Source organism: Ornithinimicrobium sufpigmenti, from assembly GCF_004322775.1.
Taxonomy (GTDB): Bacteria; Actinomycetota; Actinomycetes; order Actinomycetales; family Dermatophilaceae; genus Ornithinicoccus; species Ornithinicoccus sufpigmenti.
The window spans coordinates 4118298-4144593 of record NZ_CP036403.1 but is presented as its reverse complement, the minus strand read 5'-3'; the positions used below and the strand labels follow the sequence as shown (position 1 = coordinate 4144593).

Here is a 26296-nt window from a genome sequence, read left to right as displayed (position 1 = left end):
CGGGGTGTTTGACTTGGGCGGAGGGCGGCCTGATACCGGCCGCCTCACGCACGTCTACGAGGAGAACAACACGATGGGTTCGGTCCGGGTCGCGATCGTCGGAGTGGGCAACTGTGCCAGCTCCCTGGTGCAGGGTGTCGAGTACTACAAGGACGCCGACCCCACAGCCACCGTCCCTGGGCTCATGCACGTCCAGTTCGGCCCGTACCACGTGCGCGACCTGCAGTTCGTCGCCGCCTTCGACGTGGACGCCAAGAAGGTCGGCATGGACCTGGCGGAGGCGATCAACGCCAGCGAGAACAACACCATCCGCATCGCGGACGTGCCGCCGACCGGGATCAGCGTGCAGCGTGGCCCCACCCTGGACGGGCTGGGCAAGTACTACTCGCTGAGCATCGAGGAGTCCGACGCGGAGCCGGTGGACGTCGTCCAGACCCTCAAGGACGCCGAGGTGGACGTGCTCGTCTCCTACCTGCCGGTCGGCAGCGAGGAGGCGGACAAGTTCTACGCCCAGTGCGCGATCGACGCCGGTGTCGCCTTCGTCAACGCGCTGCCGGTCTTCATCGCCTCCGACCCCGAGTGGGCGGCGAAGTTCGAGGCCGCCGGCGTGCCGATCGTCGGTGACGACATCAAGAGCCAGGTGGGGGCCACCATCACCCACCGGGTGCTGGCCCGCCTGTTCGAGGAGCGCGGGGTGGTGCTGGACCGCACCTTCCAGCTCAACGTCGGCGGCAACATGGACTTCAAGAACATGCTCGAGCGCGAGCGGCTGGAGTCCAAGAAGCTCTCCAAGACCCAAGCGGTCACCTCCAACGTGAACAAGCGGTTCGAGGACCGGGACGTGCACATCGGACCCTCGGACTACGTCCAGTGGCTGGACGACCGCAAGTGGGCCTACGTCCGCCTCGAGGGACGCAGCTTCGGCGACGTGCCGCTGAACCTGGAGTACAAGCTCGAGGTCTGGGACTCCCCGAACTCCGCCGGCATCATCATCGACGCCGTCCGGGCGGCCAAGATCGCCCTGGACCGCGGCGAAGGTGGCCCGGTCGAGAGCGCCTCGGCCTACCTGATGAAGAGCCCGCCGGTGCAGATGCCCGACGACCAGGGGCGTGCCGCGGTCGAGGAGTTCATCGCCGGCTGACCCTGTGACCCCGGTGTGACCCCGCTCGACCGCGGGTCAATCCCCTGGTGGTCCGAGCCGCGGCGGGAGGCCTCCTCCTGGCCCGCGTATCGTCCCTACCGTGACCGTCGCCGACCCCGCACCCGCCGGCCCCGTCCGGAGTTCCAGCAGCAGCTCCAGCAGCAGTTCCAACACGAGCCCTGGCGGCGCGGACGGTCCGGTCCTCTCCGGGGAGCGGCAGCAGCGGATCGTGGTCGTGGCCGGTGCGGCGGAGGACCTCGAGCCGGTCGTCAAGCACCTGCGGGGCCTAGCCCTGGCCGGGCACCAGATCGTGCTGCTGTGGTGGCACGGGGAGCCCGGCCCGCGGCTGGACCGGTTCAAGGCCCGGGTCCAGGTCGATCCATCCGTCTCCGGCGCGCGGGACCGGCTGCGCCGGGTGGTGACCACCGCCCGGCAGCGGCAACGGCCGGGTCGGCCACCGCTGGCCACGGCGGTGCAGCAGGACCGACGCGCCCTGCGGACGCTGGAGGGTGCGGACGCGCTGATCCTCGCCGGTCCCGCCGCGCAGGCGGCGGCCGGTGACCTGGTCCCGGCCACCCTCCCGGTGGTCACGGCCGAGGAGCTGGCCGGGTGGGAGGCGGTGTCCGGCGTCTGGCGCCGGCTGGAGAGCGAGGTGACCGCCGGGGCGGGCGAGATCACCGCGCGTTACGTCCGGAGCTTGCTGCGCCACGCCGAGCTGCTCGGCCGTCGGGTCCCCCCGACCAGCCAGCCTCTGCTGGTGCCGGTCGTCGCGGCGATGCACCGTGCGGGGGCGTACGACCTCGCCCGGGGTGTCGCCGAGCTGCTCGACCCGGACGAGGCAGGGCTGGACCCCGTGGGCCGCGCGGAGCGGCGTGGGTGGCGTGCGCTCACCGAGCTCTCGGCGACGGCCACACCGCCCTACTCCATGGGCGAGGTCGTGGCCGAGGTGGTCCGCGCGGCCGACCTGACCCTGGACCGGGACGAGGTCGGGCGCACCGTGGACCTGGCCACCCTGGCGCTCTCCCTGCTGTTCCACCGTGAGCTGCACGCCGACGGCCTGTCCTCGCCCCTGGTCGACGACCCGGACGGGTTCCTGGCGGACTGGCGCGGTTCGCGGGTCGGGACGCTCCTGGCCTCGTCCTCGCCCCGACGCGCACCGCGGCCGGCCCGGTCGTCGCCGGCCGGCCCTGACACACCTCCTGACGCACCTCCTGACACAGGTCCTGACGAAGGTCCTGACGAAGGTGCTGACGAAGGTGCTGGCGAAGGTGCTGACACAGGGAGACGGCCGCGGGTGGTGGTGGTCCCCGGCACCTACCCCCAGTTCTCCGTCCCCGTCATCGCGGCGCTGGGCGAACGGGCCGAGGTGCGCCGTGTGGAGCTGGCCGCCCGCTCGGACCTGCGCGGCCTGGGCCCCTGGCGTGGCCCCGTCGACGCCCGCCTGCGCCAGGCCCTGGGGGTGCGCTCGGTGCCCGACTACGAGGTGCTGGAGGAGATGGAGGCCGCCTCCGCCGTCTTCGTCGACTGGGCCGACCGGGGGGCGCTCGCGACGGTGATGGCGGTGCCGGAGGGCGTGCCGCTGACCCTGCGGGTGCACAGCATGGACGCGCTGTCGCCGTGGATCCACCTCATCGACTGGAGCAGGGTCGACCACCTGGTCCTGGTCAGCGAGCCGATCCGACAGCTGGTGCTGCGGCTCCTCGGGGACCGGCTGGCGAGCACCCGCGTGCACGTCGTGCCCAACGTCCTGGACCCCTCCCGGCTGCCGACCGGGAAGACCGACGGCCACCTGCGCCGCCTGCTCCTGGTCGGCTGGGGCCAGCAGGTCAAGGACCCGTTGTGGGCCCTGGACGTGCTGGGTGCGCTGCGGGAGCAGGACCCCACCTGGCGGCTGTCCCTGCTCGGGACCGACTTCCCGACCGACGCGGTGCGTTCCCAGCAGCAGTACGCCAGGCGCTTCCGGGCCCGGCTGACCCAGGACGACGTGCGGGGCGCCGTCGACATCGAGGGGTACACCCGCGACGTGGCCCCATACCTGGCCGCCTCCGGCTTCGTGCTGAGCACCAGTCGCCGCGAGAGCTTCGGTCTGGGGATGGTCGAGGCGGCGGCCTCCGGCGCGGTGCCGGTGGTGCGGGACTGGCCGATCTTCGCCTCGCTCGACGCGGCCCGCAGCCTGTTCCCGCACCACTGGGTGGTGGGCACCGTGCAGGAGGCGGCCGATCGGATCCGCGCCCTCGGTCAGGAGCCGGAGTGGTCGCAGGCCTCGGCGGAGGCCCGCCAGGTCGTGGAGGAGCGGTTCAGCAGCGGCGACGCCCGGGCCACCTTCCAGGAGCTCGTCCTCGGTCCGCGCTGACGGCGCCCACCGGCTGGCGGCACCGACCAGGCGCCCACCACCCCCAGCGGTCAGCTGCTCGCGATCTGCGCCAGCACCTGCACCGCGGCGGAGGGGTAACCGACGAGCGAGCGGTAGGCCAGGTCCTGACCGTCCAGGATCGAGCCCCTCTCCACGATCCCCCAGACGGGGGTGCCCGAGCCCTTGTAGTCGCTCCACTTGGACGGCAGGAACGGGTTCGCCGGCAGCACCCCGCTGGTCATGGCGTCGTTGACGAGCAGCACGTCCATCCGGCGGCAGAGCGCCAGGAAGTCCAGGAAGGAGACGAACGGCCCGGCGCGCACCACGTCCCCCAGGCCCCGCTGGTGCACCTGGGACAGCAGGTCGTCGGCCTTGCCGGCGAAGACGTGCAGGCACAGCCGGTCGCGCTGCTCCCGCGGCAGCACCTCCAGCGCGTCCAGCACGGTGCCCATGCCCCGGGTGGCGTAGAAGTTGCCGAAGTAGGCGATGTGCCGCCGACCGGGCTCCAGCGCGTAGGTGGGGCTGCCCATCCGGTAGAACGACGGCTCCAGGGTGGGGTGCGGGCTGACGGTCGCGATCCGCAGGATCCGCTCGCGCAGCGCGGCGTCCGGCACGGCCTGCACCATGAGGTCGCGCTGGTGGGCGTTGGTGAAGAGGATCTGGTCGGCCAGCGCGAACGCCACCACCTCGGCCCACTCGTAGACGTTCCTGCTCGCCGGGGGGGCGAACCCGGCCCGGCGCACCCCCGCCTCGAGCACCTGCAGCAGCGCGTCGTCGTCGGCGGGTGCGTGCCGGACCTCGCCCTTGACGTCGTGCGAGAGCGGGTCGGAGAACTCCGCCGTCCACCGGACCCCCGGACGCAGCAGCTTGAACCGGGCAGCCAGGACGTGGCTGGCCGAGAAGTGCGCGCGCGAGTAGACCCGTTCGTAGCCGGGCCCCTCCCGGTCCCATTCCAACGCCTGCTGCAGGCCCAGCTCGCACCAGCGCACGATCGACTTCCACGAGGAGAAGTAGGTGGCCGAGTCGACGGCGTTGCGGCGCACCACCAGGTGGTCGGCGATGGTCGCCAGGCCCTCGTCGACGGCCCGCTGCGGCGCCATCTGGTTCTGGATCACGTCGACCGGCCGCCCCATGGCCCGCACCCGCTTGGCCGCCACGATCGCGGCGGTGTCGACATACGGCGGGAAGCAGTAGGACAGCACCAGGTCGGTGGCAGGCACGGTGGGGTGGGGCTGGGCAGGCATCGGCGACACTCTACGCGCGGGGGGTCTGCAAGGATCGGGGTATGCAGTCGCGCAGGTTCGTGCTGGTGGGCACCCGGGTGGAGCGCACGGAGGTCACGGCCCTCGCGCAGGCCGCGGCGGTGGCCGGGCTCGACGTGCGGGCCGCCGCCCAGCGGCCGCCGGAGGATCGCACCCCGCAGGTGCGCTGGCACCGGGTGCCGCCCCCGGCGACGCAGCCCGGGTGGGGAGGTGCCGTGGCGTCCTGGGTGACCAGGACGGTCCGGGGCCCCGCAGCCCCCTTCGCGGAGCAGCTGGTGGCGGACCCGTGGCTGGCGGCCCAGGTCACCGACGTCGACCGCGAGGTCCTCCTCGTCGCGCTCGACGACCCGGCCGCCCAGGCCCTGGCCCGCTGGCGGTCGGAGACGGGGGCGACCGACGGTGACGGCCGGCCGGTGCCGGTGCTGACCTGGGACCAGGGGGCGGAGGCCCTCGCCGAGGAGGTCGCAGCCGCCACCGGGGCCGGGAGCCCGGACCGCCAGACCGTCGACCGGACGCCCGAGCGCCGAGGTGGTCGGACCGCCGATCCGTCCCGCCCTCTGGGCGCCAAGCACCGCCTCACCGTGCTCGCCGGGGGCGACGGGGTGCCGCGGCCCGAGGTCGTGAAGGCACTGACGCGCAGCCGCGTCGGCGTCACGCTGGTCGACCTCGACGAGATGCCGCAGCCCGACCTCGGCGGCGCCGACGCGGTGGTCCTCGACGGTCTGGGACCAGCGGTGCTGCTGCTGGGGCAGGTCGGGGAGCACTGGCCGGACGTGCGCGTCGTCCACCTGCAGCGGGCCACCGACCGTCGTAGTCCCTGGCGTCACCTGGTGCCCGAGGGTCGCGTCGACCGCGTCCTCGCCCTGTTGGTCGGTGAGGCCCTTGCCCGTGGCGATGCGGACGCAGCCGGTCAGGTCCTGGCTGCGGCCCTCGGCGAGGACGTGGCACGCCTCCTGCGGGCGACGGCGGACGCGGGGGATGACGCGGCCCTGGCCCTGGCGGCCGAGCTGGCGGAGGACCTCGGACCGGACACGTCCCCCGCCGTGCTGCGCGAGCTGCACTTCCTGGCCCGCGCCACCGGCTCGATGAGCCTGGAGCGGACGCTGCTGGAGCGGCAGCTGGCGCTGCCCGGTCAGCCGGTGCCGGCCCTGCGCGAGGCGCTGGAGCGGGTCACCGAGCGGCTGCGCGAGACCGAGCCGGGGTGGCTGCCCGCGCTGCCGTCCTCGCCGGTCGAGCCGGGCGCGGCCGACGTGCCGGGCAGGGTCCTGCACGTGCTGAAGGTGACGTTGCCGCAGCGCCAGGCCGGCTACAGCGTCCGCGCCCACCAGACCCTCAAGGCCCTGGCCGAGGCGGGGCTGGACGTCGTCGCGGTGGCCGCACCCGGGGCTGACCCCGACGCGACCGGTCAGGCCGGTGCCGGCGACCCCGCGCCCGTGGTGGAGGAGACCGTCCTCGACGGCGTCCGCTACCTCCTCCCGGCACCGGTCCCCGGTGGTCGGCCCACGGCCTACCTTGAGCAGCAGGCGCGTGCCGTCCTGGACGTCGTGCGGCAGGAGCGCCCCGCGCTGCTGCACGTGCACTCGGGAGGGCGCGGCTACGACCTGGGCGTCGTCGGGGCGGCGGTGGCGCGGGCGACCGGCCTGCCGTGGGTGTACGAGGTGCGGGGGCTGTTCGAGTCCCTGTGGACCGGCCAGGCAGCACGGGCCGAACGGGGCGAGACCTTCGCCCGGCGGATGGCCAAGGAGGCCGAGCTGGTGGGCGCCGCGGATGCCGCGGTCACCCTCGCCGGGACGATGCGCGACGACCTGCTCGAGCGCGGGGTGGACCCTGACCGGGTCACGGTCGTCCCCAACGCGGTCGACCCCGGGCAGATGGTGCCGGCCGGCCGCGACGACGTGCTCTCGGACCAGTGGGGCACCCGGGGAGCCTTCACCTTCGGCTACGTCACCAACCTCGACCACCAGCGGGAGCAGGTCGAGGACCTCATCCGGGCGGCGGTCATCCTGCGTGACACCGGGCTCACCGTCCGCGTCCTGGTCGTGGGGGACGGGCCACGGCGTGCGCCCCTGATGGAGAAGACCCGGGAGTGGGGGGCCAGCGACGTGGTGACCTTCACCGGGCGGGTCCCGCACGCACACGTCGCGCAGGCGTACGCCCTCCTCGACGTCCTGGTCGTCCCCCGCAGCGACGAGCGCGCGGCCCGGCTGGTCACGCCGCTCAAGCCCTACGAGGCGATGGCGATGGGGGTCCCCGTCGTGGTGTCCGCCCAGCCGGCGCTGCTGGAGGTGATCGGGGATGGCGAGCGTGGCTGGTCCTACCCCTCCGGGGACGCGCCCGCCCTGGCCCGGCTCCTGCGCCGGCTGGCCGCCGACCCCGCCCGCCGCGCAGCGGTCGCCGCGCGCGCCCGGGACTGGGTGGTGCAGGAACGCACCTGGGCCGGCAACGCGCAGCGGTATGCGGCGCTCTACGGCTCGGTCCTGCAGGGCCGGTCCGGCCCCACCGGGTAGCGTGCAGCCCATGCGTCGCCACAAGCTCCTCGTCCTCGGCGCCGCCGCCGGTGGCGGGCTGAGCCTGCTCGCGGTGCTGGGGGCGGCACTGGGGTGGTGGTGGCTCGTCGTGCTGGCCGCGATGCTGCTGGCCACCGCCGTCCTGCTCGCCGCCCTGGACACCGACCGCCGGGTCCGTGAGCTGCGCTCCTTCGTCAAGGCGCAGGTGGCCGGGATCGACACGACCGGGGGCCGGGCCGCCCCGGCGCAGGAGGACGTGGTCGGCACGGTCCGGGCGCTGCAGGCGCAGTACACCGGCCGGCTGGACCGGCTCCAGGACACCCTCGAGGCCACGATCCGCCAGCGTGATGAGCGCGGCTGACCCCGCCGAGCCCACCCCTGCCCCGACGGTCCACCCGGTCGCGACCCGGGCCGGGGTCACCCGCGACACCGCACGCAACCAGATCCTGCTGGACCACCCCGACGCCCTCGCCGCCACCGCGCTGCGCACCCGTTCGCTGCACGCCCGGGAGGTGCTGGTCGAGGCCGCCTGGCCCGGCCGGACCGCCCAGGACGTCGACGACTGGGCAGCGAGCGCCATATCGGGAACCACTGCCGCGGCCGGCACACCGGCGATCCCCGACGGCGCCCACGCCTACCACCTGGGCCAGTACGCGCGGGTGCTCGCCCTGCAGACCCCGGACCCGGTGGACCACGGCCGGGCCCGGGCGCTCCTGGAGGCGCTCGCGGCCTGCGGGGAGATGGACCACCTCTCTCCGCAGGCGGTGCAGGTCCTGCTGCACCTGCGCTGCCTCGACCGCGACGCGGCCGGCTGCGCCGCGCTCCTGCACCATCGGCACGTCCCGGCCGACGTGGCGGACGCGGTCAGTGCCGACCTGGCCAACCCCTTCCTCTCCCCCGATGGCCGCGACGGTGCGGATCCCGAGGCCCTGACCGGCTGGCTCGGCCTCCTCGGCGCCGCGCTGCACTCGGACCAGCTGGCGCCCCTGCGCCTGGTCGCCCCCGGGGTGCCGCCACCGCCGGGGACCGCGGCGGCCCGAGGCGTCACTCCGTTCGACCGGCTCGGCACCGACCCGCTGCCGCGGGCGGACGTCGACGGGGACCCGTTGGTGACGGTGGTGGTCAGCGCGTACCGACCGGGCCCACCGCTGCTGACCGCCGTGCGCTCCCTGCTCGCACAGACCTGGCACTCCCTGGAGATCCTCGTCGTCGACGACGCCTCCGGGCCCGACGCCGAGCCGTGGCTGCGCGCCGTCGCCGGGCTCGACCCCCGGGTGCGGGTCATCGCCAAGGCGGTCAACGGCGGCACCTACCGGGCCCGGAACACCGCCCTGCGGCAGGCCCGCGGCAGCTACCTGACCACCCTCGACTCCGACGACTGGCTGCACCCGCAGGCGGTGGCGACGCTGGTGCGGACGCTGGAGGCGACGCCCTCGCTCGTCGCCGCCCGCGGCCTGGGTGCCCGCGTCAGCGAGGACCTGGCGTTGGTGCGGCTGGGCTACCGGCACCGGGCCGTCGCCGCCCCGACCCTGCTGGTCCGGCTCGACCCGGCCCTGTCCCGGGTCGGCTTCTTCGACCCGGCCCGCAAGTCGGCCGACACCGAGTACGCCCGCCGGCTGCAGGCGGCCTTCGGCGAGCACAGCGTGCGGACCGTCGACGAGTGCCTGCTGCTGCTCCGGTCCGACGAGGACAGCCTGTCGGCCGGGGAGTTCAGCCGGATGTGGCGCCACGGTGCCCGGCACGCCTACAAGTGCCTCTACGCGCCGTGGCACGAGGAGATCCGCGCGGGCGCGGCGGCCTACCTCGACCCGGACGCCGACCGGCCGGTCCCCGAGCCGCGGCGCTGGGTGAGCGGCTCCCCGCGCGATCCCGACCTGCCTCCGCCGCGACACCTTGACCTGGTGCTCGGCGGCGACTGGCGTCGCTACGGCGGACCGCAGCGCTCGATGCTGGAGGAGATCCGCGCCGCCAGGGCGGCCGGGCTGCGGGTCGGCATCCTGCACCTGGAGGCCCTGCGCTTCGCCACCACCCGCGACCTGCCGCTGTGCGCCCCGGTCACCGAGCTGCTCCGGGGCCGGGAGGTGGAGTGGGTCCAGGTCGACGACGACGTGGACGTCGACGTCCTCATGGTGCGCTACCCCCTGGTCCTGCAGCACCCCCCGACCGTGCCGCGGCCCCGGCCGCTGCGTCCCCGGCACCTGCTCGTCGTGGCCAACCAGGCGCCGGTGGAGCCCGACGGCAGCGACCAGCGCTACGTCGTCGAGGACGTCACGCAGCGGGCTCGCGAGCTCTTCGGCACCGACCCGGTGTGGGTGCCGCAGGGCCCGGTCATCCGTGAGCTGCTGCTGGCCGGCGGGCCTGACCCCGGGCCGCGGCTCACGCCGTGGGACAACCCGGGGCTGATCGACGTGGCGCAGTGGCGGGTGGACCGCGGGCGGACACCGGGGGCCGGGGGCGCCCCTGTGGTCGTCGGTCGGCTGTCCCGGGACCATCCGCTGAAGCACCCGGCGACGCAGGCGGACCTGCTGGCCGCCTACGACCTGGGCGACGGGTATGCCGTGCGGCTCATGGGCTCCCGCGCCACCTGGAAGCGGCTCGCGGTGGAGGCGGGGCTCCCCGAGGACACCCCGGTGCCGGAGAACTGGGAGCTGCTGAGGGTGGGGTCGGTGGAGCCTCGGGAGTTCCTCGCGGGGCTGGACTTCTTCCTCTACCAGGACCACCCCGAGCGGCACGAGGCGTTCGGGCGGGTGCTGCTCGAGGCGGCCGCCGCCGGCCTGGTCGTGGTCGCCCACCCCAAGCACCAGGTGGTCTTCGGCGACCTGCTCGACTACGCCGAGCCGCGCGAGGCCCGGGCCGTCATCGAGTCCTACGTGGCGGACCCCGCGAGGTATGCGGCGCGGGTCGAGCAGGTCCTCGGGATGGTCCGGCAGCGGTACTCGCACGCCTCCTTCGTCGAGCGCCTGGCGACCCTGCCGGGCATGCGAGAAGCCTGGTCGACCGCCCGCGAGACCCGCGCCGACCGCGGCCGCCCGTGGAGCGGCGAGGTCGTGGTGGACGTGCGGCCGACGGGGGACCGGGGCGGACCCGTCGAGGTCGTGGTGCAGCAGGGGACGGGGCTGCGGGTGCGCACGGTGCGGCTGCGCTCCGCCGCCGACGCGGGGCGCGCCGACCAGCTGGTGCTGGTGGAGGCGCAGGACCTGTCGCCAGCGACGCGCGAGCGGCTGCGGGCCGCGCTGGCCGTGCCGGACGAGGCGTCCCTGGACGAGGAGGTGGCGTCGGCGGTGGCGGGCAGCGACGACATACCGCTGGCCCTGCTCGTGCGGGACGGCCGGGTGCACGTGCTGGGGGAGGTGACCGGGAGCCCCGGCTCGGCCGTGCTCGGGTGGACGCTGGCGCAGGGTGCCCGGGAGCTGCGGGTGCGTCGGTGAGCACCCTGCCCCCCGGCGTCTCGCAGGACGGCAGGGGACCGGTTCCGCGCGGAGGCATCGCCGTGCTCGTGGCGACCCTGGGGCTGGTGGTGTTCGGGCTGTGGCGGGTCCGGCTGGGCGTCGATCTCGGCGACGGCACCCACGTGGTCGCGCTGGCGCTGCGGATGGCGCAGGGCGACGAGCCGCTGACCGACGAGATGAACCTGCAGGCCCTCGGCTCGGTCCTGGCGGTGCCGTTCACCTGGGTCTGGCTGCAGCTGGCCGGGATCGAGGGGGTGGTGCTGGCCTCCCGGGTGTTTTACGTGGGCCTCGCCCTGGCGGTCGGGGTGGTGGCCTACCGGGCGCTGCGGACGCAGCTGCCGCGGGCCGCGGCGTTCACGGCGGTGGTCCTGATGCTGCTGCCGACGCCGTACAACCTGCTGGTGACCAGCTACAACACCGTGCCGGTGCTCATGCTCGGCCTGGCGGCCAGCGCTGGTTTCGCGGCGCTCAGCACCCGGTCCGCCCGGTGGGGCGCGGGGGCGGGGGTCGCGCTGGCGGTGACCGTGCTCAGCCACCCCGCCAGCCTGCCGGCCGCCGCCGTGCTGGGGCTGACCGTGCTGCTCCTGGCCCGGCGGGGACCGGTGGTGACCGGGCTGCTGGTCGGCGGGGGCGTCGCCTCCGCCCTGGTGGTCCTGGCGCTCGCGCTCGGACCGGGCCCGGGGGCGCTGCTGGAGACCGTGCGCTACACGACCGACTACCAGGCCTCCCGCCCGGACCCGCTCTCCCGCCTGTCGCGCTCGGCGCAGCGCTACCTCACCGGCCTGCTCCACTGGCGCCACCTGCCCGTCCTGGCCCTCACGGTGGTGGCGCTGCTGCCCCGTCTGCGGTGGCGGTGGCGAGCGGCCGCGGCGACGGGGATCCCGGTGGTGCTGGCGGTGACGGCCTGGGTGGTGGCGCCCGGAGAGCCGGACGGCGGCGAGCCGTTCGGGCTCTACAGCGCCTCCTTCGCCCTGCTGCTGCTCACCTTCCTGGCCTTCCCGGTGCTGGCCTGGGCGCACCACGTGGGCGACCGTGCCCTGCGGCTGCTGCTGGCGCTCACCGGGCCGACCGCGCTGCTGGGCGTGGTCTTCTTCGCGATGACCACGTCGGCCTCGATCCGCTGGGGGGCACCGTTGCCGCCGGCGCTGCCGCTCGTCGGTGCCGTCGGTGCCGGTCTGGTGCTCTGGGCCGGACGGCACGGCACCCGCACGCTGGCGCTGGCGGCGGCGCTGTCCCTCGTCGGGTCGCTGCTGGTGGTGCACCCGGCGCGCAGCTTCCGCGACGGGGCGCCGGACACCCTGGAGGGGCCGATTGCTGCAGGCCCCATGGCCGGCCTGCACGCGGCCCCGTTTCACGTGCAACGCGACGGCGCCCTGCGCGCCCTGGTCGACACCTGGGTCGAGCCCGGTGACGGGGTGTTCTTCTACGGTATCCCGGGCGGCTACGTCTACAGCCAGGCCCCGATGCAGACGAACCTGATCTGGGTCAGCGCCTTCGGGCAGGCCAACGCGCAGACGGTGCGTTGGTGGCAGGAGACCGGCCGCTACCCCGACGTCGCGGTCGTGGCCAAGACGTCGGCACGGACGGCGGGCAGCTGGGACGCCCTGGTCGCGACCGACCCGGTGCTGACCTTCCTGCAGGAGCACTACGACCTCGTCGCGGACCTCGGCAGGGACGAGGGGGACGCCTACGTCTTCCGTTCCACCGCGTCTTCCCTCAGCACGGCGTCCCTCACCGGGGCGGCAGGGTCAGCAGCCGGTCGCTGAACGGCAGGGCCACGGGGCGGACGCCCTGCACCAGGTCGACCAGGCGAGGGCTGCAGCACACGGCCGCCGGGCCGGCCGGGGCACCGAGCGCGCGAGGCGGCGAGGGCTGGCTGCCCAACCAGAGCACGGCGTCCTCGGGCAGCGCCTGGTCCAGGGCGTCGCTGACCGGCAGCCGGTCCCGCCCGTCCTGGGCGGGCCAGGTCTGCGCCAGCGCGGCGTCGGCGACCTCGCGGGCAGCACGACCAGGGTCACCGTGCGAGCCGTCGACGTCCTCGCGCAGCCCCACGACCCGGTGCGGCACGCCCGCGTCGGCGGCCAGCGCCGAGGCGGCGAAGACGGGGTCTGCGCCCTCGTCCGGGGCCAGCCGGTCCCACCAGGAGACGGTGTGCACATCGACCTGCGCCTCGGCCAGCAGCGCCAGCAGCTCCCGGCTGGCCTCCTTCCCGGTCAGCCCGAGCCACACCGGCCCGCGGCTGCCCAGCAGCTCGGTGTGCCGGGCCAGTCGTGACCTGCGGGTCCAGCCCTGGTCGGCCGCATGCCGTGCCGCACCGGGGAGGTCGACGAGCACCGGCAGCGGGACGGGGTGGAGCGGGACGAGACCGAGCGGACCGGCCGCGGCGAGCAGGTGGTCCGCCCCCAGACAGGTGGTCGGCGCCGGCACCAGGCCGGCGTGGGAGACGACGCCGGACCCGTCCTGGAGGAGGTGCAGGCCCAGGCTGGCCAACGGGTCGGGGAGCACCACCGTGCGCGCGGGCGTGGACAGCAGCACCAGCCAGCCGCCTGCGAGCGTCGCCGCGCGCTGCTCCACCGCGGCCAGCGCCGCCGCCGGCGTGCCCGGGTGGGTGCGCAGCTGCTCCGCCAGCGCCCGTGCCACCTCGGCGGCCCCGACCAGCCCGGTCTCCACGTCGACGGGCTCGCCGAGCACGAGCACCCCCCCGTCCTCGAGCGGCACCTGCGCGTGCGGCAGGGCCGGGTGGGCCTCCAGGGTCATCGTCCCCCCGGGCAGCTCGGTCCGGACCCAGCCGGGCCGGGAGGCCGACCGGGCGGCCTCCCGGGAGGTGGGGACGGAGGTGGGTACGGAGCCGGTGGCCGAGGCGGGCAGCACGGCATACCCGCGGGGGAAGGTGAGCCGGTCCAGGCCGGTGAGCCGGACCCGCTCCCGGTCGAGGCGCTCCAGCCGCCCACCGGCCCGGTGGCCCAGGCGGCCTGCGGCCCCCGGCAGCAGGGTGCCGACCCGGCGCGTCAGGGCACCCAGGCGCGTGGCGGCCGTGGTCTCCGGCGCCGCCCGCCCCGTCGTCCGGCGTGCCGGCAGCCGGGCGGCCGGCTCCTCCGCGAGCATCCGCTGGAAGAGCACCTTGGCCTCCCGCTGCGGGTACGGCAGGGAGAGCATGGTCTCCAGCAGGACCCGGTCGTTGAAGGGCAGCAGGATCCGGTGGCCGAAGTCACCGTCGGTGAACTTCTGCCAGCCCCACCGCCCCATCCGCTGCTCCCAGTAGAAGACGTCGTGGTGGTCGTAGCCGAGCAGCCGCTCGGCGGTCATCGCGGCGTACTCCTGGTAGCCGTCGTACATCTGCCCGGCCAGGTCCTCCAGGCCCTCGCTCGCGCCCATCATCATCCGCGCCAGCCGCAGGGGGGAGAGCGGCTCCGCGGTCCTGGCCCGGATGAAGGTGGTCCCGGTCTCCCCACCGTTGGACTGCAGCTGGACGAGGCTGCCGTCGCGGGGCAGGTCGGCCCACATCGCGTGGGCGGCGCCCCGGCTGGGTAGCAGGGGGGCGTAGGTGCGGCGGTGCAGGACGTCGAAGGTGCCGCCAGGTGGAGGCTGTCGCCAGCGGAGCACGCGGTGCGGGATCCCCAGCTGGGCCGAGACCGCGCTCGCGCCGGTGACATCGGCCATCGCCGCCCGGCCACCACGGGCGTCCCGGGGGTTGACGTAGGTGAAGGCGAACCCGTCCCCGGCCCGGAGCGCATCCTGCGCCACCGCGGCGGTGACCCGGCTGTCCCAGCCGGCGGTCAGGCTGAGGGCGGGCCGGCCCAGCCCGGCGAGCAGCTGCGCGTGGGCGGCGAGCCGCTCCCGGAAGGCCCGGTAGACCGCCCTGACGTCCGTGGTCTCCTCCCGCTGGCGCCACGGCCAGAACCGCTCCTGCCGCACGGTGGGCGGGTCCTCCGGGCGCAGCCGCACCCGCAGCAGGCAGTTGGGCGCCAGCGGCTCCAGCCCGAGGTAGGCCGTGCGCCGGCCGGGCAGGTAGGTCACCGCCCCGCCCCGACGGCGGCGCAGCTCCTCCAGGAGGGTCAGCGCCGGCTCGTCCACGGCCAGCTCGAGGGTGCGCGCGACCAGCGCCGGGGTGCTGGCCAGCGCGAACCGCCCCCCGGCGACCGCGGAGAAGACCGGCTGGGTGGCGTGGGTGTCCGGGACGACGAGCAGCTCGGCCACCGGAGCGGCATCCGCACGGGGCGCCGCCAGCAGCGTCCACCGACCGCCGAGGCTGGCCGCCTCCCGGACCAGTGCGTCCTGGCCGCCGAGGTCCCAGGTGCCGGCCAGCCGGCCGGCGATCCGGTCCCCCTCGATGATCCCGGCGGCCACGTCGACGGGGTGGCCCAGCAGCACGACCGTCCCACGCCCACCGCGGCCGCGGGACAGCACCGTCCGGGGATGCAGGTGCAGGACGGTGCCGGGGAGCAGGTCAGGCTCGGTCCGCCAGCCCCGCGTGTCCTGCGCGGGCGCGGTGCCTGCGTTCACGAGCAGGTAGCCGTGCGGGTGGGCGCCGTCCAGCACGGCGGCCTCGTCGACGAGCCTCCTGGGCGCCTGGCTGGTCATGACGCGGCAGGCGGCTCGGTCCGGACGTGCTCCAGCTCGGTCAGCCGCTCGCCCAGGACTCGCAGCAGGGCCTCGTCGACCCGGTCCAGGCGCACCGGACCCCCGTCGGCCGGCACCTCGGCGCGGACCAGGTGCCACAGCTGGTAGTGGTCGATCACCGACCCGAGCCGGCGGGCGAGGTAGTCCGCCCACGGCACCTCGCCGAAGGCGCCGGAGGCCCACTCCTGCTCCGGGACCACGTGCTCCACCACATACCCGTGCCGGCGGGCGGCGGCGAAGACCGGTCGGTCCAGGACGAGCACGGCCCGGAAGGAACCGGTGGACCGTTGCAGGTCGGCCAGGTCCGCGAGAAGCTGCTCGGCCCGGGCGTCGTCCAGGCCGGTGGCCAGGACCCCGACGACCGGGAGGCGGCCGACGTCCGGGCCGGACACCTGCCGGTCCGGCAGCAGCGCGACGTCGACGTTGCCGGCCCCGTGCCGGGGGGCGAAAACGCGCCACGCCAGGTCGGTGAGCACCGCGTTGCGGCGCACTCGGGGCAGCACCTCCTCCAGCGCCAGGCGGTAGCCGGGGGTGCGCTTGGCCCAGCGGGCCAGCTGCTGCTGGCGGCGGCGGACGCCGGGCGAGAGGCTCATCGGCGCGCCACCGCCAGCCGGCTCGCCGCGTTGCCCCCTGCCCCGGCCAACCCCGCCACCCGGACGATCTCCGCGGCCGCGGCGCCCGCGCCGTTGCCCGGGTCCTCCGCCAACGCCCGGGCCGCCATCTCCGGCCCATGGTCCAGGAGGCGCTCGACCAGCGCGTGCGCGCGGCCACCGGTGAGGGTGTCCGCGCTCAGCGCCCAGCCCCGGGCAGCGGCGTGCCCGGAGCGCCCGGCCTGGTCGTCCAGGCTGGTCTGCCGGTTGGGCACGAACAGCGCCGGCACGCCCAGGCGGAGCGCCTCGTGGAAGGAGTTGTAGCCGGCCGCGGCGATGACGTAGTCGAAGGCGGCGAAGTGCTCGGAGAGCGGGAAGTGCCGGACCAGGTGCACGTCGGCGCCCGCGTAGGCCCGCTCGGCGATCGAGGGCGCCGTGACGCAGACCCCCACGCCCCTGGCCTGGAGCGCGCTCGCCGCCGCCCCGACCTCGTCGTCGGTGTCGTTGATGTTGCCGGCCCCCAGGGCCACCAGCGCCAGCGGCCCGTCGGCGGGCAGCCCCAGCGCCGTCCGCGCCGCGGTCCGGCTGCTGCGGCCCTCGCGGTCCACCAGGGTCACCGGCGCCACCCGCACGGCCCCGTCGGCGCTCGCCGTGGCCCCCCGGTCCGCCGCCGCGGCCAGGTCGCCGGGCTCGACGACGGCGTCGAACCACACGGTCTTGTCCAGCTGGTCCAGGTTGCGCCCCGGTCTCCACATCCCGCGGCGGCTCCACACGGCACGGGTCCGGGGGTGCGCCGCCAGCGCCCGGTCGAGGCCCGAGTAGGGGTGGGTGCCGTCGAAGACGAGGACGTCGGGGTCCAGCCGGTGCAGGATCTCGGTCACCCGTTCCGCGAACAGCCGCCGCCACGACGCCGGCCGCAGCCCGGTCGCCCCCTGGCTGGGCAGGTACTCCCACGGGATCCCCTCCTGGCCCACCACCGGCACGGCCTGGGACAGGGAGAGCACATGCGCTCGGATACCCTCGGGCAGCCGCCGGGCGTAGGCCAACAGCCTGGTCAGGTGCCCCATCCCCGCGCCGTTGCTGGAGAGCAGCAGGACGGACGGCATACCGGCGATCATGTCACAGCGCGATATCATGTCGGGCGCGCATCGCGCGCCGACCCACACCCGATCTCGAGGAGCCTTCCACCGTGTCTGTCGACGCTGTCATCATCGGGTTGGGGTATGTGGGGCTGCCGTTGGCGCAGGAGGCGATCCGGTCGGGGCTGACGGTGGTCGGGTTCGACATCAACGCCGGTGTGGTGGAGGGGTTGAACGCGGGGCGTTCGCACGTGGACGACCTCACCGATGCCGACATCGCGGAGATGGTGGCGGGGGGTTTCGAGGCCACCACCGACGAGGCGCGGATCGGTGAGGCCAGGGCGGTGGTGATCTGTGTGCCGACGCCGCTGTCGGACGAGGGCGGGCCGGACCTGAGGGCGATCAACGCGGCGGTGGCGGCGGTGGCGCGGCACCTGGAGCCGGGGATGCTGGTGGTACTGGAGTCCACGACGTACCCGGGCACGACGGATGAGGTGGTGCGTCCGGCGTTGGAGGCCGGTGGCCTGGTGGCGGGCAGCGACTTCTTCCTGGCGTTCTCCCCGGAGCGGATCGACCCGGGGAACGAGCGGTTCGGGGCGAAGAACACGCCGAAGGTGGTCGGTGGGCACACGGGTGCGTGCACCGATGCCGCAGCCGAGTTCTACGGTCGGTTCGTGGACACGGTGGTGCGGGCGAAGGGGACGCGGGAGGCGGAGACGGCCAAGCTGCTGGAGAACACCTACCGGCACATCAACATCGCGTTGGTGAACGAGATGGCGCGGTTCTGCCACGAGCTGGGGATCGACCTGTGGGACGTGATCGAGGCGGCGAAGTCCAAGCCGTTCGGGTTCCAGGCGTTCTACCCGGGTCCGGGGGTGGGTGGGCACTGCATCCCGATCGACCCGAACTACCTGTCGCACAACGTGCGGGCCCGGCTGGGGTACCCGTTCCGGTTCGTGGAGCTGGCGCAGGAGATCAACTCCTCGATGCCGGGGTATGTCGTGACCCGGGTGCAGGACCTGCTCAACACCGAGGGCAAGCCGTTGAAGGGGTCGACGGTGCTGCTGCTGGGGGTGACCTACAAGCCGAACATCGCCGACCAGCGCGAGTCGCCGGCGGTGCCGCTGGCCCGGGCGCTGATGGCCAAGGGCGCGGTCGTGCAGTACCACGACCCGCACGTGACGGACTGGTCCGCGGTGCCGGAGGCGGTGCGGGTGCAGGAGGCTGCTGCGGGTGCTGGGGCGGCGGACATCACGGTGCTGGTGCAGAACCACCGGGAGTACGACGTGGACGCCCTCGCCGGCGCCGCGCAGGTGTTCTTCGACACCCGCGGCCAGGCCACCGAGGCGGAGAAGGTCAGCCGGCTGTGACCGTCGTGGGGCCCGACCCCCGTGACGTCCCACCCGTGCTGAGCCGGGAGGACGCAGAGGCGCTCGCGGCCCGCCACGGGCTGGAGCCCGTGGGGCAGCGCCCCCGGTTCGGCCGCTACGTCGCCGACGTGTGGCGGCACCGCCACCTGATGTGGGCGATGGCCAAGGGCGAGTTCGCCAGCGAGCACCGGGACAACTACCTGGGCTTCGTCTGGGCGGTCATCAACCCGCTCCTGCTCGGCCTGGCCTACTTCCTCATCTTCGGCCTGCTGCTGGGCACCGCCCAGGGCATCGACAACTTCATCACCTTCCTCACCGCCGGGCTGTTCACGTACGCGCTGTTCTCGCTGGCGCTGACCTCGGGGTCCAAGTCGCTGCTGAGCAAGCTGAGCCTCATCCGAGCCATGCAGTTCCCCCGGGTGCTGCCGCCCCTGGTCGCCGTGCTGTCCGCCTTCGTCAGCCAGCTGCCGGCCTTCGGGGTGCTGCTCATCATCGCCCTGTGGGACCAGAAGGGTCAGGTCAGCTGGACCTGGCTGCTCTACCCCGCAGCGCTGCTCATCGTGCTGGTCATGAGCCTCGGCATCGCCATGCTCACCGCCCGCCTGGTCCATGCCGCCCGGGACCTGGCCAACCTCATGCCGCTCATCGTCCGGCTGCTGCGCTACGTCTCGGGCGTGTTCTTCTCCATCGAGCTGCAGATCGATCGGTTGGACGCGCCGGAGCTCGTGGGGATCCTCCTGCAGTACCAGCCCGCAGCGGTCAGCCTCACCCTCGTGCGGGAGACCATCTGGAACCCGGCCAGCCCCGACCCGGTCACCTGGGCCGTCGGCGGCGGCTGGGCACTGCTCTTCTTCGTCGTCGGCTTCGTCTTCTTCTGGCGGGGGGAGGGCACCTATGGCCGCGCCTGAACAGGACCGGGTCGGCCCGCCCGTGCTGCCGGTCGAGCAGGTCGTCGACCAGACCCGACGACCCTCCGTCATCGCCTCGCAGGTCGACATCAGCTACCGCGTCTTCGGCACCGGTTCCGGCGAGGAGCCCGACCCGCAGGACGAGGTGGGTGCCGTCAAACGGTTCGTCTCCCGCAGCAGGTCAGGGGTGGGGGTGCGCGAGATCCACGCCGTGCGCGGAGTCTCCTTCGTCGCCTACCGGGGAGAGTCCGTCGGTCTCATCGGCCGCAACGGGTCCGGCAAGTCGACCCTGCTGCGCTCCATCGCCGGGCTCGTGCCCCCGACCGGCGGCCAGATCTGGATCGACGGCCGGGCCGCGCTGCTCGGCGTCGGCGCCGTCCTGCTGCCCAAGATGACCGGGCGGCAGAACATCCAGATCGGCTGCCTCGCGCAGGGGATGACGCCGGCGCAGGTCGAGGAGGTGGCCGAGGAGATCGTCGAGTTCGCCGACCTCGGCCGGTTCATCGACCTGCCGATGAACACCTACTCCACCGGGATGTCCGCCCGGCTCCGGTTCGCGATCTCCACGGCTGCGGTGCCGGAGATCCTTGTCGTCGACGAGGCGCTGGCCACCGGCGACTCCTCGTTCAAGGACAAGGCCGAGGAGCGCATCACCGAGCTCCGGGAACAGGCCGGCACCGTCTTCATGGTCAGCCACAGCCGCTCCTCGATCGAGAAGATGTGCGACCGCGTGCTCTGGATCGACGAGGGCCGGCTGCTCGCCGACGGCACGCCGGCGCACGTCTTCGGGCTCTACGGCCGCAAGTACGGCAAGCACCGGCATACCTGGCGGGAGCGGTTCGACCAGGCCAAGCTGATCGAGGAGACCGAGGGTCGGGAGGCCGCCGACGAGTACCTGGCGCGCTGGGAGCAGCGCGCCAACGCCAAGTTTCGGAAGACGTGAGCGGGGTGCGGGTCAGGTCCGTCCTCGTGCTCACCGTCGTCCACCACCCCGACGACAGCCGGGTCCGGCACCGCCAGATCGCCGCCCTGCTCGACGCCGGGTGGCGGGTCACCTATGCCGCTCCCTGGTCCGGGTACGGCCTGGAGCCGCCGACGGACGTGCCGGGGCTGGACCCGGTGGACGTCCCTCGGGCCCGGGGGCGGCACCGGACCGCGGCCCTGCGCGGCGCCCGTGAGCTGTTGCGCTCCCGCGCCGGGGGCCACGACCTGGTGCTGCTGCACGACCCCGAGCTGCTGCTGGCCACCCCCGGGCTCGACCTGCCGCCGGTGGTGTGGGACGTGCACGAGGACACCGCGGCGGCGGTCGAGGTGCGCCCGTGGATCCCCGGCCCTCTGCGCCGGCCGGCCGCCGCGGCCGTGCGCAGCGTCGAGCGGCTCGCCGAGCGCCGCGTGCACCTGCTCCTCGCCGACCACCACTACACGCAGCGGTTCCGCAGACCCCACCCGGTCGTGCCCAACGTGGTCTCCGTGCCCGACCGGCCACAGCCGGCGGCCCAGGTGCAGGACGGCGTGCTGCGGGTCGTCTACCTCGGCAGCAACACCCTGGAGCGGGGAGCGGCCGAGATGGTCCAGGTGGCGCGCGCCCTGCCCGACGGGGTGCGTCTGGAGGTCATCGGGCCCGCGCACGGGTCGGCGGACGGGCTCCTGCGCGAGGCCGCCGACCACGGGGTGCTGGACTGGCTCGGGTTCCTGCCCGCCGACGAGGCCGTGCGGCGGCTCGACGGGGCGCTGGCCGGGCTGTGCCTGCTGCACGACCAGGCCAACTTCCGCCCCAGCATGGCGACCAAGGTGGTGGAGTACCTCGGTCGAGGCGTGCCCGCCGTCGTGACGCCCCTGCCCGTGCAGCAGGACCTGGTGCGGCGCAGCGGGGCGGGCGCGGTGGTCCCCTTCGAGGCCACGACCGAGGTGGTGGACGTGCTGGCGGGCTGGGCCGCTGACCCCGACCAGGCCCGCGAGCTGGGCCTGCGGGGGCACCGCTACGTCGCGGAGCACCACGACTGGGAGCGCCTCAAGACCGACTTCGTCACCGCTCTCGACACGATCGCCGGAACAGGCCGGTGATCCCGCCGGCGTCCCCGGCCCGCCCCGTCCAGGCGCAGCTACAGTAGGCGCGATGCGTGACCAGGACCGTGCCGCCGCGAGGGACCTCGTGCTGTCCTACTGCTTCCCTCCGTATGCCGACGCCTCGGGGATCGTGGCCGCCAAGCGGGTGCGCGCCCTGGGCCGGCCGGTGGACGTGGTCCAGAACCAGATGTCGCCCCTGCGGGCCGTCGACGCCGGGCTGGCGAGCATTGCCGACCACCTGGTGGTGCGCCGGGCGGTCATCGACTCGCCCACCTACTTCTCCTCCTGGCGTTCCGTCGTCCAGTGGTGCGAGCCGGGCCTGCAGCAGGCGCTGCGGTGGGACCGGGAGGGTCCGGGCTACGAACGGGTCTACTCACGGGCCCAGTTCCTGGCCAGCCACCTGCTGGCCGCGCTGTACAAGCTGCGACGGCCCGGCGTGCGGTGGACGGCAGAGTTCTCCGATCCGCTCTCGCACGACGTGCAGGGGAAGGTCCGCCATGCCCCTGCCGAGGACGACGATCTGCTGCGCGCCCTGGACGCCGGTGTCCGCGACGCCGGCTTCCCGCCGCCCCGCGGCCGCAACGTCTACGAGTGGGCCGAGGTCGTCGTCTACGCCCTGGCCGACGAGATCTTCTTCACCAACGAGCACCAGCGCGACCTGATGGCCTCGGCCGTCACCGACCCGGGTCTGCGCGAGCGTGTCCTGCAGGTGGCGACGGTCAACCCCCACCCGACCCTGGAACCGTCGTTCTACCGGCTGCGTGACCCGGCGTACCCGCTCGAGCCGGGCCCGGTCCACCTCGCCTACTTCGGCAACCTCTACGCCACGCGCGGGATGTCGGCGGTCCTCGACGCGCTGGAGGTGCTGCCGGAGGGGCAACGTGGGCGTCTTCGCCTGCACGTCTTCGCCGGGCAGCCCGACGGGCTGCTGACCCAGGTCGCTGAGCGCGGGCTGGCGGACGTCGTCCGGGTCGGCCCGTTCGTGGACTTCCTGGACTTCCTGGCGCTGTGCGGCCGCATGGACGTCCTCGTGGTCAACGACGCGCTGACCAGCTCCACCCTGCCGGCCAACCCCTTCCTGCCGTCCAAGTGGAGCGACTACCGCGGCAGCGGCACCCCGGTGTGGGGGCTGGTCGAGGAGGGCAGTGTGCTGGGCCGCCTGGACGACCCGGCCCTGCAGTTCCGTACGCCCGTGGGTCACGCCACGGCCGCCGCCCAGCTGCTCTCCCGGCTGGCCCGCGGGGTGCTGACGCCGGACCGGGCCGCCGCGAGGCCGACCCGGACTCACTAGTCTTGACGGGGTGAGCTCAACCCCGGCCCGCCGTCTGGTCATCGCCTACTGCTTCGTCCCCTACGTCGACACCTCCGGTACGGTCGCGGCCAAGCGCGTCTGCCTGCAGGGGGAGCCGGTCGACGTCATCCAGAACGAGATGGGCGGCCTTCGGGCCGTCGACCCCGGCCTGGACCTCGTCGCCGACGGCCAGATCCGGCGGCGGGCCGTGCTGGACACCCCCACCTACTTCGCCGCCTGGCGCTCGATCGTCGCCTGGTGCGAGGAGGGTATGCAGCAGGTCGACCGGTGGAGCGCCGAGTCCGCCGAGTCCGGCCAGCTGCTCGACACGGGGATCCCCTGGTCCTCGATGTTCTCCCGCTCCCACTTCGTGGCCTCCCACTTCCTGGCGGCGCTGGTCAAGGCCCGCCACCCCGAGATCGTCTGGGAGGCGGAGTTCTCCGACCCCTGCTCGGCCGACGCGACCGGCGCCGAACGGCACGCGCCGATGCGGGACTCGGAGCTGTGGGACCAGCTGCGGTCCCTGCTCGAGGACGCCGGCTGGGAGCCACCGGCCAGCGACAACGTCTTCGAGTGGGCCGAGGTGCTGGTCTACGCCTTCGCGGACCGGATCATGTTCACCAACGCCCAGCAGGCCGAGTACATGGCCGGCCGGTGCCACGACCCCCGCCTCGCCGACCGGTTGCGCGCGCGCACCGTGGCCACGCACCACCCGATGCTGCCGGAGAAGTTCTACGCGATGGACCGCGCGCCCGTCGAGCTGGAGCAGGGCGTGCTGAACATCGCCTACTTCGGCAACTTCTACGGCAAGCAGAGCCCGATCGCGGCCGTCGAGGCCATGGGCCTGCTGCCGGAGGAGCAGCGCGAGCGGCTGCGCCTGCACATCTTCACCCAGCCGACCGACACCCTGCGGGACATCGTGACCCGGATGGGGCTGTCGGACACCGTCAAGGTGGAGGAGTTCCTGCCGTTCCTGCAGTTCCTGGAGATCGCCCGACGGATGGACATCCTGCTCGTGGTCGACTACCCGCTGCCGCAGGGCGCCGAGCGCAACCCGTTCCTGCTGTCCAAGTGGGGTGACTACCGCGGCAGCGGCACCCCCGTCTGGGGGATCCTGGAGGAGAGCAGCGTGCTCTCCGCCACCGACGACCCGGCGCTGCAGTTCCGCACCCCCGTGGGCCACGCCACCGCGGCCGCCCAGCTGCTCTCCCGGCTGGCTCGGGGGGTGGTGGCGCCGGACCGGGACGCCGCCCGGCCCCAGGCCGCCCGCATCGCCTGACGGGTCAGCCTTGCGGCTGGTGCTCCTTGGGCGCCGGCTCGCGTTAGCTGGTCGTCGACCCGTGCGGCTCGAGGATGATCTCCAGCAGCCGGTCCCGGGTGCCGGCGTCGGAGAACTGCTCGCTCATCTCCTCGCGCACCTGGGCCACGGCCCGGCGCCGGTCCTCGTCGTCGGCGAGCGACCGGATGAGGTCCGCGGCTTCGTGCGGCGTGGTCACGACGCAGTGGCGGGGGAAGAGCCGTCCGGCACCGTCCAGCGTCGCGAAGGCGGGCCAGTCGCGCACGACCGGGAACGCCCCGGCCGCGGTGCCCTCGAGCGTGCCGATGGGGCACCCCTCGCGCCGGCTGGTGTTGAGGATGAAGCCGACGTGGCGCAGCTGGTGGGCCAGCCGGCGGGTGAACCCGGTGTAGTCGACCTGGTCCACCAGGTGCGCTTCCAGGGCACGGGTGCGGAAGGCACGCGCATAGTGCTGGGCGCCGGTCGCGTGGTGCTCACCGAAGTCGGCGCCGATCAGCCGCAGGCGCCACGACGGGTCGTCCTGCAGCAGGATCTCCAGCACCTCCAGGGCGAAGATCGGGTCCTTGACCACCTGGCCGAAGCCCACCACGCCCAGGGTGCGGACGGCCTCGGGCAGGAGCGGGTCCGGGAAGTTCTCCGGGGGCACGATGTTGGTCACCACATGGGTGCGCACGTGCTGCACGCGCTCACCCAGGATCCCGAGGAAGAGGTCGCGGATGTGGTCGGCGACGAAGACGACGTCGTCCACCCTCGACCAGTCCACCAGCTGGGCCGGGGCCGACAGCGCATCGACGCTGTGCACCCGGACGACCATGCGGACCCCTTCGGGCACCACGGTGGACGCCCAGGCCGCGCCCTTGTCGGCCCAGTCGGCGACGACGACGTCGGCACCCCGGACCGCCTCGAGCTCCTCGCGCGCCACCTGCAGCCCCACCGTGGGGACCCGGCCCAGGGCGTGCTCAAGCCGGTACTGCAGCAGCGGGGCGTCGATCATCATGCCGCGGAAGGGCGCACCGGAGAGCCGGACGGTGGTCAGTTCGGTCTCCTCGTGCGCGGCCAGGGCCTCGAGCAGCGGCACGGCGTGGTGGGCATAGACGCCCGGCAGCATGCTGACCCGGAGCCGACGCGCAGACCCCTCGTCCGGACCGCCGACTCCCTTCTCCGAGGAGACTTCCTGTGAGGCGATCTCCTGGGAGGCCACGACGGGTGCGCCGGGCGGCGGCAGCTCGGCCTCCAGCCCGGCGGTGTCCTCACCCTCCTCGTCGACCAGCGACTCCGGGCCCAGGGGCCGCGCGCCGGCGGAGGCGAGCAGCTGCCCGACCCGGCTCTCCCGCAGCGGGGCCAGGAAGATGTCGGGCTGCTCGACGAGGGGAGTGTGCTCGGTCGAGGTGTGCAGCTGCTGGTGGAACTGCAGGCCCAGGGCGATCGCGCCCAGCTCCGAGGCCTCCTTCAGGTCGTCCGCGTCCAGGGCCGCGTCAGCGTGCGCCAGCACCGCACGGACGAGGTCCACGACCGGTGCCGGCAGCTCCTCGTCGCGGACCAGGGCGACGTGGGCGCGCAGGGCCGCCACGGCGGAGTCCTCGCGCGGGTCGGGCCCGAACCGGTCCCGCAGCAGGTCGGCGATGGCCAGGAGCGAGTCCACCTTGTCGAAGCCGCCCCGGCGCAGGGCCCAGCGGGCCAGCCGACGCAGCTCGGGGCGCACGTCCCGGGCCAGGTCCTGCCGCAACGGCCCGGACTCGGCGAGCTCGTACAGCTGCTCCGCCGGCGCCAGCACCCGGCTGAGGGTGATGCGGTGGCCCGGGAGGCGGGCGTCCAGCTCACGGGCACCGACGGACAGGCTGCGCCAGGCCGCCTCCTCCGCCAGCAGTCGCGGCGCCAGCTCTGGTCCCCAGGTCTGCGCGTGGGGAGCCAGGGCCCGCACCCGCTCGCCGAGGTGATCGGCCGCCGGCTGGTCCAGGAAGACCACCTCGTCCGCGACCGGCGCGACCTCGTTCAGCCACCGGTCGTGCCGGGCCGCCAGGTCCAGCTTCTGGGCCAGCGTCAGGGGGGCCGTGACAGCGGCCGTGACGGGCCGCAGCGGGCCGAACCGCAAGGTGCCGAGGCGGTGCCGGCCGCTGGGCAGGCCAGGAGGCAGACGGCGCCCCCGGTAGCCGAGGCGCACCACGTGCCCCGCCGAGGCCAGACCCCGGATCTCCTCCGCCAGCGCAGTCACCGACCGCGTGCTCGAGGCCAGCAGCAGCCAGGTGCGCGGGGCATCGGTGCGGATGCGGCGAGGAGACTTCTTCGTGGTGCGACGGCGGGTGATCTTCACGCTGTCCTTCGTCGTCGGGTTCGTCGTCTGGGTGCGACGTCTGGGTGCGAC

General features: G+C 74.3%; 17 protein-coding genes. 12 read left to right on the top strand and 5 right to left on the bottom strand.

The window, feature by feature from the left end; all coding sequences use genetic code 11:
• Positions 1-73: 73 nt before the first annotated feature.
• Entirely contained in the window at positions 74-1141 is a 1068-nt protein-coding gene (locus ESZ52_RS18925) for an inositol-3-phosphate synthase (RefSeq protein WP_131106310.1), read from the top strand.
• A 100-nt stretch (positions 1142-1241) separates the two neighbouring features.
• Complete coding sequence (locus ESZ52_RS18920) at positions 1242-3494, top strand: glycosyltransferase family 4 protein (RefSeq protein WP_131106309.1); 2253 nt, start codon at positions 1242-1244, stop codon at positions 3492-3494.
• Positions 3495-3544: 50 nt separating this feature from the next.
• Here the strand turns inward: ESZ52_RS18920 and ESZ52_RS18915 are convergent, their stop codons facing one another.
• On the bottom strand, positions 3545-4738 hold the full coding sequence (locus ESZ52_RS18915; protein WP_131106308.1) for a glycosyltransferase family protein: 1194 nt from the start codon (positions 4736-4738) through the stop codon (positions 3545-3547).
• Positions 4739-4779: 41 nt separating this feature from the next.
• Here ESZ52_RS18915 and ESZ52_RS18910 point away from each other — a divergent pair, with 41 nt between their 5' ends.
• The 4 genes from ESZ52_RS18910 to ESZ52_RS18895 are packed head-to-tail and all read left to right on the top strand — an operon-like array spanning position 4780 to position 12478.
• A complete protein-coding gene (locus ESZ52_RS18910; RefSeq protein WP_131106307.1) occupies positions 4780-7263 on the top strand; it encodes a glycosyltransferase family 4 protein in 2484 nt (827 codons plus the stop codon).
• Positions 7264-7273: 10 nt separating this feature from the next.
• Positions 7274-7624, top strand: coding sequence for a hypothetical protein (locus ESZ52_RS18905; protein WP_131106306.1), 351 nt, complete (start codon positions 7274-7276; stop codon positions 7622-7624).
• Positions 7611-10691 (top strand): glycosyltransferase family 2 protein, encoded by a 3081-nt coding sequence (locus tag ESZ52_RS18900; RefSeq protein WP_131106305.1) that lies wholly within the window; start codon positions 7611-7613, stop codon positions 10689-10691. The genes ESZ52_RS18905 and ESZ52_RS18900 overlap by 14 nt, the downstream gene beginning before the upstream one ends.
• The gene (locus tag ESZ52_RS18895; protein WP_131106304.1) at positions 10688-12478 is read left to right on the top strand and encodes a DUF2029 domain-containing protein; all 1791 of its coding nucleotides are present in this window, start codon (positions 10688-10690) and stop codon (positions 12476-12478) included. The genes ESZ52_RS18900 and ESZ52_RS18895 overlap by 4 nt, the downstream gene beginning before the upstream one ends.
• On the opposite strand, the gene ESZ52_RS18890 is transcribed toward ESZ52_RS18895, so the two are convergent.
• The 3 genes from ESZ52_RS18890 to ESZ52_RS18880 are packed head-to-tail and all read right to left on the bottom strand — an operon-like array spanning position 12444 to position 17028.
• Entirely contained in the window at positions 12444-15293 is a 2850-nt protein-coding gene (locus ESZ52_RS18890) for an asparagine synthetase B family protein (RefSeq protein WP_131106303.1), read from the bottom strand. The two genes, ESZ52_RS18895 and ESZ52_RS18890, sit on opposite strands and share 35 nt — an antisense overlap.
• Positions 15290-15925, bottom strand: a complete 636-nt coding sequence (locus ESZ52_RS18885) for a hypothetical protein (protein WP_131106302.1) — start codon at positions 15923-15925, stop codon at positions 15290-15292. Before ESZ52_RS18885 ends, ESZ52_RS18890 begins: the two co-directional genes overlap by 4 nt.
• Positions 15922-17028, bottom strand: a complete 1107-nt coding sequence (locus ESZ52_RS18880; protein WP_131106301.1) for a glycosyltransferase family 28 protein — start codon at positions 17026-17028, stop codon at positions 15922-15924. The genes ESZ52_RS18885 and ESZ52_RS18880 overlap by 4 nt, the downstream gene beginning before the upstream one ends.
• An 83-nt stretch (positions 17029-17111) precedes the next feature.
• Here ESZ52_RS18880 and ESZ52_RS18875 point away from each other — a divergent pair, with 83 nt between their 5' ends.
• From ESZ52_RS18875 to ESZ52_RS18850, 6 genes are read left to right on the top strand one after another with little or no spacing between them, the layout of a single operon-like run.
• Entirely contained in the window at positions 17112-18371 is a 1260-nt protein-coding gene (locus ESZ52_RS18875) for a nucleotide sugar dehydrogenase (RefSeq protein WP_131106300.1), read from the top strand.
• Positions 18368-19279 carry an ABC transporter permease gene (locus ESZ52_RS18870; protein WP_131106299.1) on the top strand — a complete coding sequence of 304 codons (912 nt, stop codon included), beginning with the start codon at positions 18368-18370 and terminating at the stop codon, positions 19277-19279. The genes ESZ52_RS18875 and ESZ52_RS18870 overlap by 4 nt, the downstream gene beginning before the upstream one ends.
• Complete coding sequence (locus tag ESZ52_RS18865) at positions 19266-20222, top strand: ABC transporter ATP-binding protein (protein WP_131106298.1); 957 nt, start codon at positions 19266-19268, stop codon at positions 20220-20222. The genes ESZ52_RS18870 and ESZ52_RS18865 overlap by 14 nt, the downstream gene beginning before the upstream one ends.
• A 5-nt stretch (positions 20223-20227) precedes the next feature.
• Positions 20228-21343: a glycosyltransferase family protein gene (locus ESZ52_RS18860; RefSeq protein WP_131106297.1), complete on the top strand. Its 1116-nt coding sequence runs from the start codon at positions 20228-20230 to the stop codon at positions 21341-21343.
• A gap of 52 nt (positions 21344-21395) precedes the next feature.
• Complete coding sequence (locus ESZ52_RS18855; protein ID WP_131106296.1) at positions 21396-22637, top strand: glycosyltransferase family protein; 1242 nt, start codon at positions 21396-21398, stop codon at positions 22635-22637.
• Positions 22638-22647: 10 nt separating this feature from the next.
• Entirely contained in the window at positions 22648-23916 is a 1269-nt protein-coding gene (locus ESZ52_RS18850; protein ID WP_131106295.1) for a glycosyltransferase family protein, read from the top strand.
• A gap of 43 nt (positions 23917-23959) precedes the next feature.
• On the opposite strand, the gene ESZ52_RS18845 is transcribed toward ESZ52_RS18850, so the two are convergent.
• A complete protein-coding gene (locus tag ESZ52_RS18845) occupies positions 23960-26245 on the bottom strand; it encodes a glycosyltransferase (protein WP_131106294.1) in 2286 nt (761 codons plus the stop codon).
• Between the last annotated feature and the right edge of the window lie 51 nt (positions 26246-26296).

Coding starts and splice junctions, on each gene's coding strand:
- ESZ52_RS18855 (WP_131106296.1), top strand. CDS start 21,396: ATGCGTGACCAGGACCGTGCCGCCGCGAGGGACCTCGTGCTGTCCTAC.
- ESZ52_RS18910 (WP_131106307.1), top strand. CDS start 4,780: ATGCAGTCGCGCAGGTTCGTGCTGGTGGGCACCCGGGTGGAGCGCACG.
- ESZ52_RS18885 (WP_131106302.1), bottom strand. CDS start 15,925: ATGAGCCTCTCGCCCGGCGTCCGCCGCCGCCAGCAGCAGCTGGCCCGC.
- ESZ52_RS18890 (WP_131106303.1), bottom strand. CDS start 15,293: ATGACCAGCCAGGCGCCCAGGAGGCTCGTCGACGAGGCCGCCGTGCTG.
- ESZ52_RS18900 (WP_131106305.1), top strand. CDS start 7,611: ATGAGCGCGGCTGACCCCGCCGAGCCCACCCCTGCCCCGACGGTCCAC.
- ESZ52_RS18925 (WP_131106310.1), top strand. CDS start 74: ATGGGTTCGGTCCGGGTCGCGATCGTCGGAGTGGGCAACTGTGCCAGC.
- ESZ52_RS18915 (WP_131106308.1), bottom strand. CDS start 4,738: ATGCCTGCCCAGCCCCACCCCACCGTGCCTGCCACCGACCTGGTGCTG.
- ESZ52_RS18865 (WP_131106298.1), top strand. CDS start 19,266: ATGGCCGCGCCTGAACAGGACCGGGTCGGCCCGCCCGTGCTGCCGGTC.
- ESZ52_RS18905 (WP_131106306.1), top strand. CDS start 7,274: ATGCGTCGCCACAAGCTCCTCGTCCTCGGCGCCGCCGCCGGTGGCGGG.
- ESZ52_RS18880 (WP_131106301.1), bottom strand. CDS start 17,028: ATGCCGTCCGTCCTGCTGCTCTCCAGCAACGGCGCGGGGATGGGGCAC.